The 13,981-nt window shown below is 53.5% G+C and carries 23 protein-coding genes; 22 read left to right on the forward strand and 1 reads right to left on the reverse strand.

The window, feature by feature from the left end; translation table 11 throughout:
- Window positions 1-16: 16 nt before the first annotated feature.
- The 21 genes from rpsC to rplQ all read left to right on the forward strand — a co-directional run bounded on the left by rpsC (window position 17) and on the right by rplQ (window position 10,331).
- Entirely contained in the window at window positions 17-700 is a 684-nt protein-coding gene (gene rpsC / locus CFI10_RS01265; RefSeq protein WP_091826403.1) for a 30S ribosomal protein S3, read from the forward strand.
- An 11-nt stretch (window positions 701-711) separates the two neighbouring features.
- Window positions 712-1,125: a 50S ribosomal protein L16 gene (gene rplP / locus CFI10_RS01270; protein ID WP_091826405.1), complete on the forward strand. Its 414-nt coding sequence runs from the start codon at window positions 712-714 to the stop codon at window positions 1,123-1,125.
- Entirely contained in the window at window positions 1,125-1,319 is a 195-nt protein-coding gene (gene rpmC, locus CFI10_RS01275; RefSeq protein WP_091826407.1) for a 50S ribosomal protein L29, read from the forward strand. The genes rplP and rpmC overlap by 1 nt, the downstream gene beginning before the upstream one ends.
- Window positions 1,316-1,579 carry a 30S ribosomal protein S17 gene (gene rpsQ, locus CFI10_RS01280; protein ID WP_010324095.1) on the forward strand — a complete coding sequence of 88 codons (264 nt, stop codon included), beginning with the start codon at window positions 1,316-1,318 and terminating at the stop codon, window positions 1,577-1,579. The genes rpmC and rpsQ overlap by 4 nt, the downstream gene beginning before the upstream one ends.
- Window positions 1,580-1,667: 88 nt before the next feature.
- On the forward strand, window positions 1,668-2,036 hold the full coding sequence (gene rplN, locus CFI10_RS01285) for a 50S ribosomal protein L14 (protein WP_091826408.1): 369 nt from the start codon (window positions 1,668-1,670) through the stop codon (window positions 2,034-2,036).
- Window positions 2,037-2,135: 99 nt separating this feature from the next.
- On the forward strand, window positions 2,136-2,459 hold the full coding sequence (gene rplX / locus CFI10_RS01290; protein WP_091826410.1) for a 50S ribosomal protein L24: 324 nt from the start codon (window positions 2,136-2,138) through the stop codon (window positions 2,457-2,459).
- A 15-nt stretch (window positions 2,460-2,474) separates the two neighbouring features.
- The gene (rplE, locus tag CFI10_RS01295) at window positions 2,475-3,014 is read left to right on the forward strand and encodes a 50S ribosomal protein L5 (protein WP_091826412.1); all 540 of its coding nucleotides are present in this window, start codon (window positions 2,475-2,477) and stop codon (window positions 3,012-3,014) included.
- 15 nt (window positions 3,015-3,029) lie between these two features.
- A complete protein-coding gene (gene rpsN / locus CFI10_RS01300; protein WP_091826414.1) occupies window positions 3,030-3,335 on the forward strand; it encodes a 30S ribosomal protein S14 in 306 nt (101 codons plus the stop codon).
- Window positions 3,336-3,418: 83 nt separating this feature from the next.
- Complete coding sequence (rpsH, locus tag CFI10_RS01305) at window positions 3,419-3,811, forward strand: 30S ribosomal protein S8 (protein ID WP_206838304.1); 393 nt, start codon at window positions 3,419-3,421, stop codon at window positions 3,809-3,811.
- An 11-nt stretch (window positions 3,812-3,822) separates the two neighbouring features.
- Window positions 3,823-4,356 (forward strand): 50S ribosomal protein L6, encoded by a 534-nt coding sequence (gene rplF, locus CFI10_RS01310; protein WP_091826419.1) that lies wholly within the window; start codon window positions 3,823-3,825, stop codon window positions 4,354-4,356.
- Window positions 4,357-4,365: 9 nt separating this feature from the next.
- Complete coding sequence (gene rplR, locus CFI10_RS01315; RefSeq protein WP_091826421.1) at window positions 4,366-4,716, forward strand: 50S ribosomal protein L18; 351 nt, start codon at window positions 4,366-4,368, stop codon at window positions 4,714-4,716.
- Window positions 4,717-4,727: 11 nt separating this feature from the next.
- The gene (rpsE, locus tag CFI10_RS01320) at window positions 4,728-5,231 is read left to right on the forward strand and encodes a 30S ribosomal protein S5 (RefSeq protein WP_091826423.1); all 504 of its coding nucleotides are present in this window, start codon (window positions 4,728-4,730) and stop codon (window positions 5,229-5,231) included.
- Between the two features lie 3 nt (window positions 5,232-5,234).
- A complete protein-coding gene (gene rpmD, locus CFI10_RS01325; protein ID WP_091826425.1) occupies window positions 5,235-5,417 on the forward strand; it encodes a 50S ribosomal protein L30 in 183 nt (60 codons plus the stop codon).
- Window positions 5,418-5,430: 13 nt separating this feature from the next.
- Window positions 5,431-5,865 (forward strand): 50S ribosomal protein L15, encoded by a 435-nt coding sequence (gene rplO / locus CFI10_RS01330; RefSeq protein ID WP_091826427.1) that lies wholly within the window; start codon window positions 5,431-5,433, stop codon window positions 5,863-5,865.
- Entirely contained in the window at window positions 5,866-7,191 is a 1,326-nt protein-coding gene (gene secY, locus CFI10_RS01335; RefSeq protein ID WP_091826428.1) for a preprotein translocase subunit SecY, read from the forward strand.
- Between the two features lie 17 nt (window positions 7,192-7,208).
- Window positions 7,209-7,325, forward strand: a complete 117-nt coding sequence (rpmJ, locus tag CFI10_RS01340; protein ID WP_007021200.1) for a 50S ribosomal protein L36 — start codon at window positions 7,209-7,211, stop codon at window positions 7,323-7,325.
- A 139-nt stretch (window positions 7,326-7,464) separates the two neighbouring features.
- A complete protein-coding gene (gene rpsM, locus CFI10_RS01345; protein WP_091826430.1) occupies window positions 7,465-7,821 on the forward strand; it encodes a 30S ribosomal protein S13 in 357 nt (118 codons plus the stop codon).
- A 19-nt stretch (window positions 7,822-7,840) separates the two neighbouring features.
- A complete protein-coding gene (gene rpsK / locus CFI10_RS01350) occupies window positions 7,841-8,230 on the forward strand; it encodes a 30S ribosomal protein S11 (RefSeq protein WP_010324082.1) in 390 nt (129 codons plus the stop codon).
- A 15-nt stretch (window positions 8,231-8,245) separates the two neighbouring features.
- A complete protein-coding gene (gene rpsD / locus CFI10_RS01355; protein WP_091826432.1) occupies window positions 8,246-8,866 on the forward strand; it encodes a 30S ribosomal protein S4 in 621 nt (206 codons plus the stop codon).
- A gap of 26 nt (window positions 8,867-8,892) precedes the next feature.
- Window positions 8,893-9,897, forward strand: a complete 1,005-nt coding sequence (locus tag CFI10_RS01360; RefSeq protein WP_091826434.1) for a DNA-directed RNA polymerase subunit alpha — start codon at window positions 8,893-8,895, stop codon at window positions 9,895-9,897.
- Window positions 9,898-9,935: 38 nt separating this feature from the next.
- Entirely contained in the window at window positions 9,936-10,331 is a 396-nt protein-coding gene (gene rplQ / locus CFI10_RS01365; RefSeq protein WP_091826436.1) for a 50S ribosomal protein L17, read from the forward strand.
- A gap of 107 nt (window positions 10,332-10,438) precedes the next feature.
- Here the strand turns inward: rplQ and uvrA are convergent, their stop codons facing one another.
- On the reverse strand, window positions 10,439-13,267 hold the full coding sequence (gene uvrA / locus CFI10_RS01370) for an excinuclease ABC subunit UvrA (protein ID WP_206838317.1): 2,829 nt from the start codon (window positions 13,265-13,267) through the stop codon (window positions 10,439-10,441).
- 145 nt (window positions 13,268-13,412) lie between these two features.
- On the opposite strand from uvrA, the gene ssb reads away from it, so the two are divergent.
- Window positions 13,413-13,958, forward strand: a complete 546-nt coding sequence (ssb, locus tag CFI10_RS01375) for a single-stranded DNA-binding protein (protein ID WP_091826440.1) — start codon at window positions 13,413-13,415, stop codon at window positions 13,956-13,958.
- Window positions 13,959-13,981: the final 23 nt, after the last annotated feature.

Here is a 13,981-nt window from a genome sequence, read left to right on the forward strand (position 1 = left end):
GCTAGGAGAGTTCAATATGGGTCAGAAAGTAAATCCGACCGGTATTCGGCTTGGTATCGTTAAAGACCACACCTCTGTGTGGTACGCGGACAAGTCTGAATACTCTGCACGGCTGCTGAACGATCTCCAGGTTCGCAAGTACCTGGATCAGCAGCTGAAAAATGCATCTGTGAGCCGCATCGAAATCGAGCGTCCGGCACAGAATGCCAAGATCACCATCTACACGGCTCGTCCGGGTATTGTGATCGGCAAGAAGGGCGAAGATGTCGAGAAGCTGCGTAACGCTGTTTCCCAGATGATGGGTGTGCCCGTTCACATCAACATCGAAGAAGTACGCAAGCCGGATCTGGATGCAAAACTGGTTGCACAGAGCGTTGCCAGTCAGCTGGAACGTCGCGTAATGTTCCGTCGCGCTATGAAGCGTGCGGTTCAGAACGCCATGCGTCAGGGCGCCAAAGGCATCAAAATTCAGGTTGGCGGACGTCTCGGCGGTGCCGAGATTGCACGTACTGAATGGTATCGCGAAGGTCGTGTTCCTCTGCACACTCTGCGTGCAGACATCGATTACGCTACCTACGAAGCCCACACTACATATGGTGTGATTGGCGTTAAAGTCTGGATCTTCAAGGGTGAGATCCTCGGCGGTATCGAACAGGTACGTGCCGAGAAGAACGCGCCCAAGAAGAAAGGTTCTAAGTGAGGTAGACGTCAATGCTGCAACCGAAACGACTGAAATACCGCAAGGTAATGAAAGGTCGCAACCGCGGCCTGGCACAGCGCGGCAGCAAGGTCAGCTTTGGTGAGTTTGCACTGAAAGCGACCGGTCGTGGCCGCATCACTGCTCGCCAGATCGAAGCGGCCCGTCGTACCATGACCCGTCACGTAAAGCGTGGTGGCAAGATCTGGATTCGGGTTTTCCCGGATAAGCCGATCACCACCAAGCCGCTTGAAGTACGTATGGGTAAAGGTAAGGGTAGCGTGGAATACTGGGTCGCTCAGATTCAGCCCGGCAAGGTGCTGTTTGAAATGAGCGGTGTTCCCGAAGAGCTGGCTGCAGAAGCCTTCGCTCTGGCTGCTGCCAAGCTGCCGGTATCAACCACTTTTGTTAAACGGACGGTGATGTAATGAAAGCTACTGAACTGCGTGACAAGTCCGTTGAAGAGCTTCAGCAGGCTCTGCTGGGCCTTCTGAAGGACCAGTTTAACCTGCGTATGCAGAAAGCTACTGGCCAGCTGGCGCAGACTCACCTGCTTGGTCAGGTTCGTCGCGACATCGCTCGCGTTAAGACAGTACTTAACGAAATGCAGGTGACCAAATGAGCGCGGAAAAACGTACTCGGACTGTGACCGGTAAGGTCGTCAGTGACAAGATGGATAAAACCATCACAGTTCTGGTTGAGCGTAAGGAAAAACACCCGATCTACGGTAAGTTTGTAAAGCGCTCCACCAAACTGCATGCTCACGATGAGAAGAATGAGTGTCAGATGGGTGATCTGGTAACTATTGCCGAATCCCGTCCGCTTTCAAAGACCAAAACCTGGTCGCTTATTCGCATTGAAGAGCGTGCAGCAAAGGTGTAAACTAGTGCGCCTTTGCTCCATTATGCCTGCTCACCTCAGCTGCTAATGGCAGTTGTGGTGACGGTTTATACAGTTTGTGGAGTAGACCATGATTCAGACTGAAACGATGCTTGATGTTGCTGACAACAGCGGTGCCAAGCGTGTGCAGTGTATTAAGGTCCTGGGTGGTTCCCACCGCCGCTACGCATCCGTTGGCGACATCATCAAGGTGACCGTCAAGGAAGCAATTCCGCGTGGCAAGGTGAAGAAAGGCCAGGTACTTAAGGCTGTCGTAGTACGTACCCGTAAAGGTGTTCGTCGTCCAGATGGTTCACTGATCCGCTTTGATACCAACTCTGCGGTTCTGCTGAACAACAACGACGCTCCGATTGGAACGCGTATCTTCGGGCCAGTAACGCGTGAGCTTCGTAATGAGAAGTTCATGAAGATCATTTCCCTGGCGCCTGAAGTGCTCTAAGACTCTGTTTATTAACAGTGTCTTGTTAAAAACGCCACTCCCAGCAGGGTTTGGCGTTTTTGAGCATGAGAGGGTAGCAGGAAAAGACAAGGTAAAATAATGCGTAAGATTCGTCGCGACGATGAAGTCATCGTTATCGCAGGTAAAGATAAGGGCAAGCGCGGCAAGGTTATGCGCGTGCTTCAGGACGATCGTCTGATCGTTTCTGGCATCAACATGATCAAGAAGCACCAGAAGCCCAATCCGATGCTGGGTCGTCAGGGTGGCATTGTTGAGAAGGAAGCGGCTATCGCGACCTCCAACGTTGCTATCTTTAACGCGCAGACCGGAAAAGGCGATCGTGTAGGCTTTAAGCTGCTCGAAGACGGCACCAAGGTCCGCTTCTACAAGTCTACCGGCGAAACCATCGTTGGTGCTAAGTAAGAGAGGTTGGTGCAAATGTCCAGATTGAAAGCGCTTTACGCAAACGAAATCAAGCAGAAGCTCAAAGAAGAGCTGAACTGCCCGAACGTCATGGCCGTTCCCCGTGTTACCAAAATCACCCTGAATATGGGTGTTGGTGAAGCACTGGGCGACAAGAAACAGCTCGAAAACGCTGTTGCTGACATGACTGCAATCGCTGGTCAGAAACCGGTCGTAACCAATGCTCGCAAGTCAATTGCAGGCTTTAAGGTTCGTGAAGGTTGGCCTATCGGTTGCAAAGTCACTCTGCGTGGTCAGCAGATGTGGGAATTCCTGGATCGTCTGGTTGACGTTTCCATCCCGCGTATCCGCGACTTCCGTGGGCTGAACCCGAAGTCCTTCGATGGCCGTGGTAACTATAGCATGGGCGTCAAAGAGCAGATTATCTTCCCGGAAATCGACTATGACAAAGTCGACAAGCTGCGTGGTCTCGATATTACGATCACCACTACCGCGAAGAATAACGACGAAGGTCGTGCGCTGCTGTCCGCTCTGCAGTTCCCGTTCAAGAAATAAGGCAGGGGTTGAATAATGGCCAAGGTTTCCATGATCAATCGTGAGCTCAAGCGCGAGAATCTCGTGAACAAGTACGCCGCAAAGCGTGCTGAGCTCAAAGCAATTATTGCAAGCCCGAACAGCTCAGAAGATGAGGTGTGGGATGCACAGGTCGCGCTGCAGAAATTGCCGCGTGATGCTAGCCCGGTGCGTAAGCAGCGTCGCTGTCAGGTTACAGGTCGTCCGCACGGCGTATATCGCAAGTTCGGACTGTGCCGTATCAAGCTGCGTGAAGCAGCTATGCGTGGCGATGTTCCGGGTCTGAAGAAGGCAAGCTGGTAAGCTTGTCATTGGTAAGCTCAGTGGTCAGGGCAGGCAATTTGCCTGCTACCGCACTGCGCTGCACTTAAGAGGACGTTAATAGCATGAGTATGCAAGACACCCTCGCGGATATGTTTACCCGTATCCGCAACGGACACATGGCTGAAAAAGCCCATGTTGCCATGCCGTCTTCCAAACAGAAGGTTGCAGTGGCAAATCTTCTGAAGGATGAAGGCTACATCACCGACTTCTCCGTTGAAGGTGATGTTAAGCCGGTCTTGTCCATCGAACTGAAATATTTCGAAGGCAAGCCGGTTATCGAAGAGATCAAGCGTGTAAGCCGTCCCAGTCTGCGTATCTACAAGAGCGCGTCTGAGCTGCCGAAAGTGGCAGATGGTCTTGGTATCGCAATTGTCTCTACCAGCAAAGGCGTCATGACCGATCGCGCTGCCCGTAAGGCCGGCATCGGTGGTGAAGTTATCTGCACGGTATTCTAAGAGGTATTCCAATGTCACGAATTGCGAAGAAACCCGTAGTAGTACCGGCAGGCGTGGAGATTAAACTGGCGGGTCAGTCTCTGACAGCCAAAGGTAAAAACGGTCAGCTGAGCCTGGATGTTCATGCTTCAGTTGCTGTAGAGCAGGCTGAAGGTCAGCTCGTTTTTGCTCCGCGTGATGGCGCCAAACAGTCCATGGCACTGGCTGGTACTACACGTGCACTGGTCAACAATATGGTGGTTGGTGTAAGTGAAGGCTTTTCCAAGACCCTGAATTTGCTGGGTGTTGGTTACCGTGCGCAGGCTAAAGGTAAAGTTCTGAACCTGACGCTTGGCTTCTCTCATCCGATCGATTACGAACTGCCCGAAGGTGTTACAGCTGAAACACCGAACAACACCACGATCGTTATCAGCGGTGCTGATAAGCAGCGTGTTGGTCAGGTGGCTGCAGAAGTTCGCGCATTCCGTCCGCCTGAACCTTATAAAGGTAAGGGTGTTCGTTATGTTGACGAATATGTACGCCGTAAAGAGGCTAAGAAGAAGTAAGGCAGGGTCATGAACGTTAAGAAACAAGCTCGTATCCGTCGTGCGCGTCGGTCGCGCATGCAAATGCGCGAGCAGAGTGCTGTTCGCCTTTGCGTGAATCGCTCTCCGCGTCACATTTACGCGCAGGTTATCTCTGCTGATGGCAGCCAGGTTCTGGCCTCTGCTTCCACAGTAGAAAAAGATCTGCGTGAAGGTGCTACCGGAAATATCGAAGCAGCCAAGAAAGTGGGTGCTCTGATCGCCAGCCGTGCTAAAGAAGCAGGCGTTTCCAAGGTAGCGTTTGACCGCTCCGGTTTTAAATACCACGGTCGTGTTGCAGCTCTTGCTGATGCTGCTCGCGAAGGCGGCCTGGAATTCTAAAGGTTTCTATTATGGCAAATCACGAACAGAAAGACGGTGAACTGCAAGAGAAGCTGGTTCAGGTAAACCGCGTCGCCAAGGTGGTAAAAGGCGGTCGTATCTTCGGTTTCACAGCGCTGACTGTCGTTGGTGACGGTAACGGACGTGTGGGCTTCGGCCGCGGTAAAGCACGTGAAGTTCCTGTTGCGATCCAGAAAGCGATGGAGCAGGCGCGCCGTAACATGGTTAGCGTCCAGCTCAATGGCCACACTCTGCAGTACCCGGTTAAAGCCCGTCACGGTGCTTCCCGTGTTTACATGCAGCCCGCTTCAGAAGGTACCGGTGTAATTGCCGGTGGTGCAATGCGCGCCGTTCTGGAATTGGCAGGCGTTCACAACGTACTGGCCAAGTGCTACGGCTCTACCAACCCGGTAAACGTAGTACGCGCAACTATCAACGGCCTAAAAGTCATGAAGGCGCCTGAAGATGTTGCAGCCAAGCGTGGCAAGTCCGTTGAAGAGATTCTGGAGAGCTAAGCGATGGCGAATACTATCAAGGTAACTCTGACTCGTAGCACCATCGGTCGGCTGCCCAAGCACATTCAGTGTGTGAAGGGTCTGGGTCTGCGCCGTATCGGCCACACCGTAGAAGTGGAAGATACTCCGGCTGTGCGCGGGATGATCAACAAGGTCAACTACATGGTTAGTGTAGAAGGCGAATAAAAGGAGTCACCCAATGCGTTTGAATTCTCTGCGCCCGGGCGCCGGTTCCAAGCATGCTCCCAAGCGTGTAGGTCGCGGTATCGGTTCCGGACTGGGTAAAACTGGTGGCCGTGGCCACAAGGGCCAGAAGTCCCGTTCTGGCGGTAGCGTGAACCCGGGCTTCGAAGGCGGTCAGATGCCAATCCAGCGTCGTCTGCCGAAGTTTGGTTTTACCTCTCGTCAGGCGCGCTATGTAGCTGAAGTTCGTTTGAACGAACTGGCTGCTGCCGGTGTTGACGTTGTCGACCTGGCTGCGCTGAAACAGGCTGATATCATCCGTGAAGAGATCAAGTCTGCACGCGTGATACTGTCTGGTGAGATCAAAAAGGCAGTCACCGTTAAAGGTCTTAAAGTGACCAAAGGTGCACAGGCTGCGATCGAGGCTGCTGGCGGCAAAGTCGAGGCGTAAATGGCTAAGCAAGGACAAATACCGGCAGGCATGCAGAGTGGACTGAAAGAGCTTTGGGCTCGTCTCAGATTCGTTCTGATTGCGATCATCGTATACCGTATCGGGGCTCATATTCCGGTGCCGGGTATCAACCCTGATCGTCTTGCTGCGCTGTTTGATCAGAATCAGGGAACCATTCTCAGTCTGTTCAACATGTTCTCAGGTGGTGCGCTGGAAAGGATGTCAATCCTGGCGCTGGGGATCATGCCCTACATCTCTGCATCCATAATCATGCAGTTGATGACAGTGGTCAGTCCTCACCTGGAGCAGTTGAAGAAGGAAGGAGAGGCGGGTCGTCGCAAGATCAGCCAGTACACCCGCTACGGTACAGTCATTCTCGCGACTGTACAGGGGCTTGGTATGGCAGTTGGTCTGGCCAGTCAGGGCGTTGCCTTCGCAGCCGATATGAGCTTCTACTTTGTAGCAGTCGTAACGCTGGTTGCAGGGGCTGTATTCCTGATGTGGCTGGGTGAGCAGATCACTGAGCACGGCATTGGCAACGGCATCTCGATTCTGATTTTTGCCGGTATTGTGGCTGGTTTGCCGGGTGCGATCGGTCAGTCCTTCGAATCAGCGCGCCAGGGTGATCTCAATATCCTGGCGCTGCTGGCGATTGCTGTCATGGCCATTGCTACTGTTGGTTTTGTTGTGTTCATGGAGCGTGGCCAACGCCGCATTACCATTAACTATGCAAAACGTCAGCAGGGACGTCGTGTCTATGCCGCGCAGTCAAGTCATCTGCCTTTGAAGGTCAATATGGCTGGGGTTATCCCGCCGATCTTCGCGTCCAGCATCCTGCTCTTCCCGGCTTCGGTTGGCCAATGGTTTGGTCAGTCTGAAGGGATGGAGTGGCTGCAGGATGTGGCACTGGCTCTTGGGCCAGGACAGCCGCTGTACATTCTGCTGTTTGCGATGGCAATTGTGTTCTTCTGCTACTTCTACACTGCGATTGTTTTCAATCCACGTGATGTAGCAGATAACCTGAAGAAATCAGGTGCCTTTATTCCAGGGATTCGTCCTGGTGATCAGTCCGCACGGTATATTGACTCCGTGCTGAGTCGCCTGACATTGTTTGGTGCACTCTATATCACGGCCGTTTCGCTGATGCCCCAGTTTCTGGTGGTAGCCTGGAACGTGCCATTCTACTTCGGCGGTACATCGTTGCTGATCGTGGTGGTAGTGGTTATGGACTTTATGGCGCAGGTGCAGTCGCATCTGATGTCACACCAGTATGAGTCCCTGATGAAAAAATCGAATCTTAAAGGCGGCGCAGGTCTGCTGCGCTAAGCCTAATGAGGTGGATCATGAAAGTACGTGCATCTGTTAAAAAGATTTGCCGTAACTGCAAGATCGTACGACGCAACGGTTCCGTGCGCGTGATCTGCAAAGTGGAGCCCCGACACAAGCAGCGCCAGGGTTAATCCACAGCTGGCCGGGAGTGGAGGTGCGTAGCCTTGATTTATTTTTGATCAGGGTGTAATATTGCGCGCCTTCCACGAACTAAAGAATGATTGGTTCTGGTGAGCATTTCTCCCAGGACATAAATATGGAGTACATTGAATGGCCCGTATAGCTGGCGTCAATATTCCTGACAATAAGCATGCGGTAATTTCTCTGACTTACATTTACGGGATAGGCCGCACGACTGCACAACAGATCTGTGATGCTACCGGCATTGCGCCTAGCACCAAGATTGGTGATCTGTCTGAAGAGCAGCTCGATAATGTTCGTGGTGAAATTGCCAAGTTGACCGTTGAAGGCGACTTGCGTCGTGAAGTCAACATGAACATCAAGCGCCTTATGGACCTCGGTTGCTACCGTGGCCTGCGTCACCGTCGTAATTTGCCGGTGCGTGGTCAGCGCAGCAAGACCAATGCGCGTACCCGTAAAGGGCCGCGTAAGCCGATCCGTAAGTAAGCGATAGGAATTTCCGAATATGGCTAAGCCAGGTAATCGCACTCGTAAAAAGGTTAAAAAGCAGGTAGCGGATGGGCTCGCGCACATCCACGCCTCTTTTAACAACACTATCATCACTATTACCGATCGCCAGGGTAATGCTCTGAGCTGGGCAACTTCAGGTGGCTCCGGCTTCCGTGGTTCCCGCAAGAGCACCCCGTTTGCCGCCCAGGTGGCAGCTGAGCGTGCCGGTCAGGCAGCTCTGGAATACGGTCTGAAAAACCTCGACGTGTTTGTGAAAGGCCCGGGACCGGGTCGTGAGTCAGCAGTCCGTGCACTGAACGGCTGTGGCTACAAAATCACAAACATCACGGACGTGACCCCGATTCCGCACAACGGTTGTCGTCCGCCGAAGAAGCGTCGCGTTTAATCTGGAGACGGTAATATGGCTCGTTATCTTGGACCAAAGTGCAAGCTGTCCCGTCGTGAAGGCACCGATCTCTTCCTGAAGAGTGGTGTCCGCGCGCTTGACAGCAAGTGCAAAGCAGAAACAGTACCCGGTGTTCACGGTGCCCGTCGCGGTCGCCTGTCTGAATACGGTCTGCAGCTGCGTGAAAAGCAAAAAGTACGTCGCATTTACGGCGTGCTGGAACGTCAGTTCCGTGGTTATTACAAAGAAGCAGCACGCCGCAAGGGTGCTACAGGTGAAAACCTGCTTCAGCTTCTCGAAGGCCGTCTGGACAACGTTGTATACCGCATGGGTTATGGTTCTACCCGTGCTGAAGCACGTCAGGTTGTGTCTCACCGTCAGATCACTGTCAATGGTCAGGTAGTTAATATTCCTTCCTACCAGGTACAGGCTGGCGACGTAGTAGCAGTTCGCGAAAAAGCCAAAAACCAGCTGCGTATCAAACACGCACTGGATCTGGCTGCTCAGCGTGCTCCCGTTGAATGGATTGAAGTTGATGCTTCGAAGATGGAAGGTACTTTCAAGTCCCTGCCGGAACGTAGCGATCTTTCAGCCGACATCAACGAGCACCTGATCGTCGAGCTCTACTCGAAGTAATTCTTGAACTCTTGACTGGTGGAACTATGCAGCGTTCAGTAAACGAGTTTCTTTACCCGCGTCACATTGACGTGCAGGAGATTAGCAAAACCCGCGCCAAGGTGACTCTTGAGCCACTGGAGCGAGGGTTCGGCCATACCCTGGGCAATGCGCTGCGCCGTATCCTGCTCTCTTCCATGCCGGGTTGTGCAATTTCGGAAGTTGAGATTGAGGGTGTGTTGCACGAGTACAGCAGCATAGAAGGGGTGCAGGAGGATGTCATCGAGATCCTGCTGAACCTCAAAGGTGTTGCCATTGCTCTGCACAACGGTGATGAGGCGCTTCTGACACTCTCCAAGTCAGAGGCAGGTTCTGTCACGGCTGGCGATATTCAGCTGACTCAGGACGTTGAAATTGCCAATCCCGAACATGTGATTGCTCACCTGAATCCGGGTGCTGCACTGAACATGCAGCTGCGCGTGACACGCGGCCGTGGCTATGTGCCGGCTGACTCACGTAACAGCGACGAGGATGAAACTCGTGCCATCGGACGTCTGCAGCTGGATGCCAGCTACAGCCCTGTTCTGCGCGTGTCCTATGCAGTTGAAAGTGCACGTGTAGAACAGCGCACCGACCTGGACAAGCTCGTGATCGATATTGAATCCAACGGTACTATCGATCCGGAAGAGTGCATCCGTCGTGCGGCTACCATACTGCAGCAGCAGCTGGTCGTGTTTGTTGATCTGGAAGACGCGGGTGAACAGACTCGCGCCGAGCCGAATGAGCCGGAGATTGATCCTGTTCTTCTGCGCCCGGTCGACGACCTGGAGCTGACTGTACGTTCCGCGAACTGTCTGAAAGCAGAGCAGATCTATTATATTGGTGATCTGATCCAGCGCACCGAAGTAGAGCTGCTGAAGACTCCTAACTTGGGCAAGAAGTCTCTGACCGAGATCAAAGATGTGCTGGCATCTAAAGGTCTGTCGCTTGGCATGCGTCTGGAAAACTGGCCCCCGGCCAGTCTGAAAGGCGATGACAAGGTTGCCTCTTGAGTCTGACTTCTAACCCTAAGCTGCAAAGGATTTAGAAAATGCGTCATCGTAAATCTGGTCGACACTTAAATCGTACAAGTGCTCACCGCAAAGCGATGTTCAAAAATATGGCAGTGTCTCTGTTCGAACACGAACTGATCAAGACTACTCTGCCTAAAGCTAAAGAACTGCGCCGCTTTGCTGAGCCGCTGATCACTCTGGCCAAGATCGATTCGGTTGCTAACCGTCGTCTGGCGTTCTCCCGTACCCGCAGCAACGATGCTGTAGGTAAACTGTTCAACGAACTGGGTCCGCGTTACGCGGCTCGTCCCGGTGGCTATATCCGCATTCTCAAGTGCGGATACCGTGCCGGCGACAAGGCTCCAATGGCCTACGTTGAACTGGTAGATCGTCCGGTTGGTCAGACTGTTGCAGATGAGAGTGCAGAAGATTAATACTCTTCTGAACTGTTAAAAAAACCCGGTGCCTTTGGTTACCGGGTTTTTTTTCGCCTGTAATTTGGTGAAGGCGGGCTGTAGTGTTGGTGACAGCCCGCACAAGGTCAGACAGATTTCAACATGGGTTTCAGGAAGCGTCCGGTATGTGACTGTGGCACGTTTGCAACGGTCTCAGGTGTGCCGGTGGCAATGATTTCGCCACCACCGCTGCCACCTTCCGGGCCCAGGTCTATGATCCAGTCGGCGGTCTTGATTACGTCCAGGTTGTGTTCAATCACGACGATGGTATTGCCGTGATCCCGCAGGCGATCAAGGACATTGAGCAGTTGCTGTATGTCATAGAAATGCAGCCCGGTGGTGGGCTCGTCAAGAATATACAGGGTCTTGCCGGTGTCCCGCTTACTCAATTCTCGCGCCAGTTTGACACGTTGTGCTTCGCCGCCCGAAAGTGTCGTCGCTGCCTGTCCGAGACGAATATAGCTGAGGCCGACATCGATCAGGGTTTGCAGCCGTCGTGCCAGCGCTGGTATGGCGTCGAAGAATTCACGCGCATCCTCAACCGTCAGCTGTAATACCTCATCGATGCTCTTGCCCTTGTACTTCACTTCCAGGGTTTCACGGTTATAGCGCTTGCCCTTGCAGATATCGCAGGGCACATAGATGTCCGGCAGGAAGTGCATCTCCACCTTGATTACGCCGTCCCCCTGGCAGGCTTCACAGCGGCCACCCTTTACATTGAAGCTGAAACGTCCCGGTTTGTAGCCGCGTGAGCGTGCTTCCTGGGTCCCGGAAAAGAGTTCACGGATCGGTGTAAAAATACCGGTATAGGTCGCGGGGTTGGAGCGTGGAGTGCGTCCAATCGGACTCTGGTCTATATCGATGACCTTGTCAAACAGATCCAATCCTTCAATCCGCTCATAAGGTGCCGCGTCCAGCGTTGTCGCATGATTAAGTGCCGTGGCGGCAACCGGGTACAACGTGTTGTTGATCAATGTGGATTTGCCGGAACCCGACACGCCGGTCACACAGGTCATCAGTCCAACAGGAATTTCGAGCGTCACCTTCTGCAGGTTGTTGCCGCTGGCGCCTATCAGACGCAGTATCCTGTCACTGTCCACCGGCTTGCGTTGTTCCGGTATCGCAATCGACCGTTTGCCGGACAGATACTGGCCTGTGATCGATTCGGGATTGTCCATAATGGTCTGGGGCAGGCCCGCGGCGATGACACGCCCGCCATGTACGCCGGCTCCGGGGCCGATATCAATCAGATAATCCGCCATGCGGATGGCGTCTTCATCGTGTTCAACTACGATGACGGTATTGCCCAGGTCACGCAGGTGTTCCAGAGTTTTGAGCAGACGTTCATTGTCGCGTTGATGCAGTCCGATGGATGGCTCATCCAGTACATACATGACACCGACCAGACCTGCACCAATCTGACTTGCCAGTCGGATGCGCTGGGCTTCACCACCTGAAAGAGTATCAGCACTGCGTTCAAGCGATAGGTAGTCGAGTCCTACATTGACCAGAAAACTCAGGCGTTCACGAATCTCTTTCAGAATCTTGTCGGCGATCTCGCCTTGTTTGCCTCCGAGTTCAAGCTGTTCAAAGTACTCTTTTGCCTGACCAATCGGCAGGCGTACAAGATCAGGCAGAGTGCGTTGGTCAATAAATACATGGCGCGCGTCAGCACGCAGTCGGCTGCCATTGCATGAGGGGCATGCATGCATGTTGAGATAGCGAGCCAAGTCTTCGCGTACGCTTTCGGACTCGGTTTCCCGGTAGCGCCGCTCCAGATTATTGATCACGCCTTCAAAGGGGTGCGCCTTCTTAACGCGTTCGCCTCGGTCATTACGGTAGTGAAAGTCTACGCTGTCATCACCACTGCCGTGCAGAATGATATTGCGGTGTTGTTCGCTGAGTTTCTCAAACGGGGTATCCAGATCAAAGCCGTAGTGTTGACCTACCGCCTGCAGCTGTTGGTAATAGTAGAGACTTCGCTTATCCCAGCCACGTATGGCACCCTGTGCAAGGGTCAGTGATGCGTCCTGTACCAGTTTGGCTGGATCAAAATACTGTCGTACCCCAAGACCATCACAGGCAGGGCAGGCGCCGTGGGGGTTGTTGAATGAGAACAAACGAGGCTCGAGTTCCTGAATGCTGTGGCCACAGGTCGGGCAGGCGAAACGTGCCGAAAACACCATCTCCTCCATACCCTCATCCATGGGGGCAATTCTGGCAATGCCATCGCTCAGCTCCAGAGCGGTTTCAAATGATTCTGCCAAGCGGGTTTGAAGGTCCTCTCGAACCTTGATGCGATCAACCACCACTTCAATATCGTGTTTGCGTTTCTTGTCCAGTGTTGGGGCATCATCAAGATCGACCACCAGCCGATCTATACGGGCGCGGACGAAGCCCTGGCTGCGCAGCTGGCTGATGATATGTAAGTGCTCACCCTTGCGGCCCTGTACGACGGGAGCCAACAGCATTACGCGTGTGCCTTCGGGCAGTGCGAGCACCTGATCAACCATCTGGCTGACGGTCTGTGCCGCCAGCGGCAAGTCATGTTCAGGGCAGCGCGGTTCGCCTGCTCGGGCAAAGAGCAGACGCAGGTAATCGTAAATCTCGGTGATGGTACCAACTGTCGAGCGGGGATTATGCGATGTGGATTTCTGCTCGATCGATATGGCCGGTGACAGTCCTTCGATATGGTCTACATCGGGCTTTTCCATCATCGACAGGAACTGGCGTGCATAGGTGGACAAGGATTCCACGTAGCGGCGCTGTCCTTCGGCGTAGAGAGTGTCGAAGGCGAGTGAGGACTTGCCTGATCCCGACAGCCCTGTGATGACGATCAACTGGTCGCGGGGGATATCGAGGTCAATATTTTTCAGGTTGTGGGTGCGTGCACCCCGTACCAGAATCTTGTCCATTGCGGCTCCGCCTTGGCTGGCAAAAAGGACTATTATAGAGCCTATAGCGGGACAGCAAAAACAGCTGTGCTTGTGGTATCCTCATGGGCGTACGGCCACATGCAGGATGCGGTGGCCCAGGCTAACAGGATAACGGGAGAGTGAGATGGCGCGCGGTATCAATAAAGTAATTCTGATCGGTAATCTGGGAGCTGATCCCGAAGTACGTTACATGCCATCTGGCAATGCGGTCACCAACGTGAACCTTGCCACCAGCGATAGCTGGAAAGACAAACAGAGCGGACAGATGCAGGAGCGTACCGAGTGGCATCGGGTCGTATTCTTCAACCGTCTGGCTGAAATTGCGGGCGAGTATCTGCGCAAGGGTTCAAAGGTTTACATTGAGGGCTCCCTGCGTACCCGCAAGTGGCAGGGACAGGATGGCCAGGATCGCTACACGACTGAAATTGTAGCCAGCGAGATGCAGATGCTGGATGGACGCGGTGGTGAAGGGGGTGGTGGTTACCAGCAACCTTCACAGGGTGGCGGTTATGCACCTCAGGGCGGCGACATGGGCTATGGTCAGCCACAACAATACAATCAGGCACCGCCACAGCAGGCTCCGCGTCAGCAGCCGGCACAACAGCCTGCGCAACAACCTCAGCAGCCAGCCCCGGGTTTTGATGACTTTGATGATGACATCCCGTTCTGAGAGCTGATCCACGCGACTGCAGC

Source organism: Marinobacterium iners, assembly GCF_017310015.1.
Taxonomy (GTDB): domain Bacteria; phylum Pseudomonadota; class Gammaproteobacteria; order Pseudomonadales; family Balneatricaceae; genus Marinobacterium; species Marinobacterium iners.

What these genes read in the sequence shown, in the direction of transcription:
- rpsC (WP_091826403.1), top strand. Translation starts at nt 17, where the DNA reads ATGGGTCAGAAAGTAAATCCGACCGGTATTCGGCTTGGTATCGTTAAA.
- rplP (WP_091826405.1), top strand. Translation starts at nt 712, where the DNA reads ATGCTGCAACCGAAACGACTGAAATACCGCAAGGTAATGAAAGGTCGC.
- rpmC (WP_091826407.1), top strand. Translation starts at nt 1,125, where the DNA reads ATGAAAGCTACTGAACTGCGTGACAAGTCCGTTGAAGAGCTTCAGCAG.
- rpsQ (WP_010324095.1), top strand. Translation starts at nt 1,316, where the DNA reads ATGAGCGCGGAAAAACGTACTCGGACTGTGACCGGTAAGGTCGTCAGT.
- rplN (WP_091826408.1), top strand. Translation starts at nt 1,668, where the DNA reads ATGATTCAGACTGAAACGATGCTTGATGTTGCTGACAACAGCGGTGCC.
- rplX (WP_091826410.1), top strand. Translation starts at nt 2,136, where the DNA reads ATGCGTAAGATTCGTCGCGACGATGAAGTCATCGTTATCGCAGGTAAA.
- rplE (WP_091826412.1), top strand. Translation starts at nt 2,475, where the DNA reads ATGTCCAGATTGAAAGCGCTTTACGCAAACGAAATCAAGCAGAAGCTC.
- rpsN (WP_091826414.1), top strand. Translation starts at nt 3,030, where the DNA reads ATGGCCAAGGTTTCCATGATCAATCGTGAGCTCAAGCGCGAGAATCTC.
- rpsH (WP_206838304.1), top strand. Translation starts at nt 3,419, where the DNA reads ATGAGTATGCAAGACACCCTCGCGGATATGTTTACCCGTATCCGCAAC.
- rplF (WP_091826419.1), top strand. Translation starts at nt 3,823, where the DNA reads ATGTCACGAATTGCGAAGAAACCCGTAGTAGTACCGGCAGGCGTGGAG.
- rplR (WP_091826421.1), top strand. Translation starts at nt 4,366, where the DNA reads ATGAACGTTAAGAAACAAGCTCGTATCCGTCGTGCGCGTCGGTCGCGC.
- rpsE (WP_091826423.1), top strand. Translation starts at nt 4,728, where the DNA reads ATGGCAAATCACGAACAGAAAGACGGTGAACTGCAAGAGAAGCTGGTT.
- rpmD (WP_091826425.1), top strand. Translation starts at nt 5,235, where the DNA reads ATGGCGAATACTATCAAGGTAACTCTGACTCGTAGCACCATCGGTCGG.
- rplO (WP_091826427.1), top strand. Translation starts at nt 5,431, where the DNA reads ATGCGTTTGAATTCTCTGCGCCCGGGCGCCGGTTCCAAGCATGCTCCC.
- secY (WP_091826428.1), top strand. Translation starts at nt 5,866, where the DNA reads ATGGCTAAGCAAGGACAAATACCGGCAGGCATGCAGAGTGGACTGAAA.
- rpmJ (WP_007021200.1), top strand. Translation starts at nt 7,209, where the DNA reads ATGAAAGTACGTGCATCTGTTAAAAAGATTTGCCGTAACTGCAAGATC.
- rpsM (WP_091826430.1), top strand. Translation starts at nt 7,465, where the DNA reads ATGGCCCGTATAGCTGGCGTCAATATTCCTGACAATAAGCATGCGGTA.
- rpsK (WP_010324082.1), top strand. Translation starts at nt 7,841, where the DNA reads ATGGCTAAGCCAGGTAATCGCACTCGTAAAAAGGTTAAAAAGCAGGTA.
- rpsD (WP_091826432.1), top strand. Translation starts at nt 8,246, where the DNA reads ATGGCTCGTTATCTTGGACCAAAGTGCAAGCTGTCCCGTCGTGAAGGC.
- CFI10_RS01360 (WP_091826434.1), top strand. Translation starts at nt 8,893, where the DNA reads ATGCAGCGTTCAGTAAACGAGTTTCTTTACCCGCGTCACATTGACGTG.
- rplQ (WP_091826436.1), top strand. Translation starts at nt 9,936, where the DNA reads ATGCGTCATCGTAAATCTGGTCGACACTTAAATCGTACAAGTGCTCAC.
- uvrA (WP_206838317.1), bottom strand. Translation starts at nt 13,267, where the DNA reads ATGGACAAGATTCTGGTACGGGGTGCACGCACCCACAACCTGAAAAAT.
- ssb (WP_091826440.1), top strand. Translation starts at nt 13,413, where the DNA reads ATGGCGCGCGGTATCAATAAAGTAATTCTGATCGGTAATCTGGGAGCT.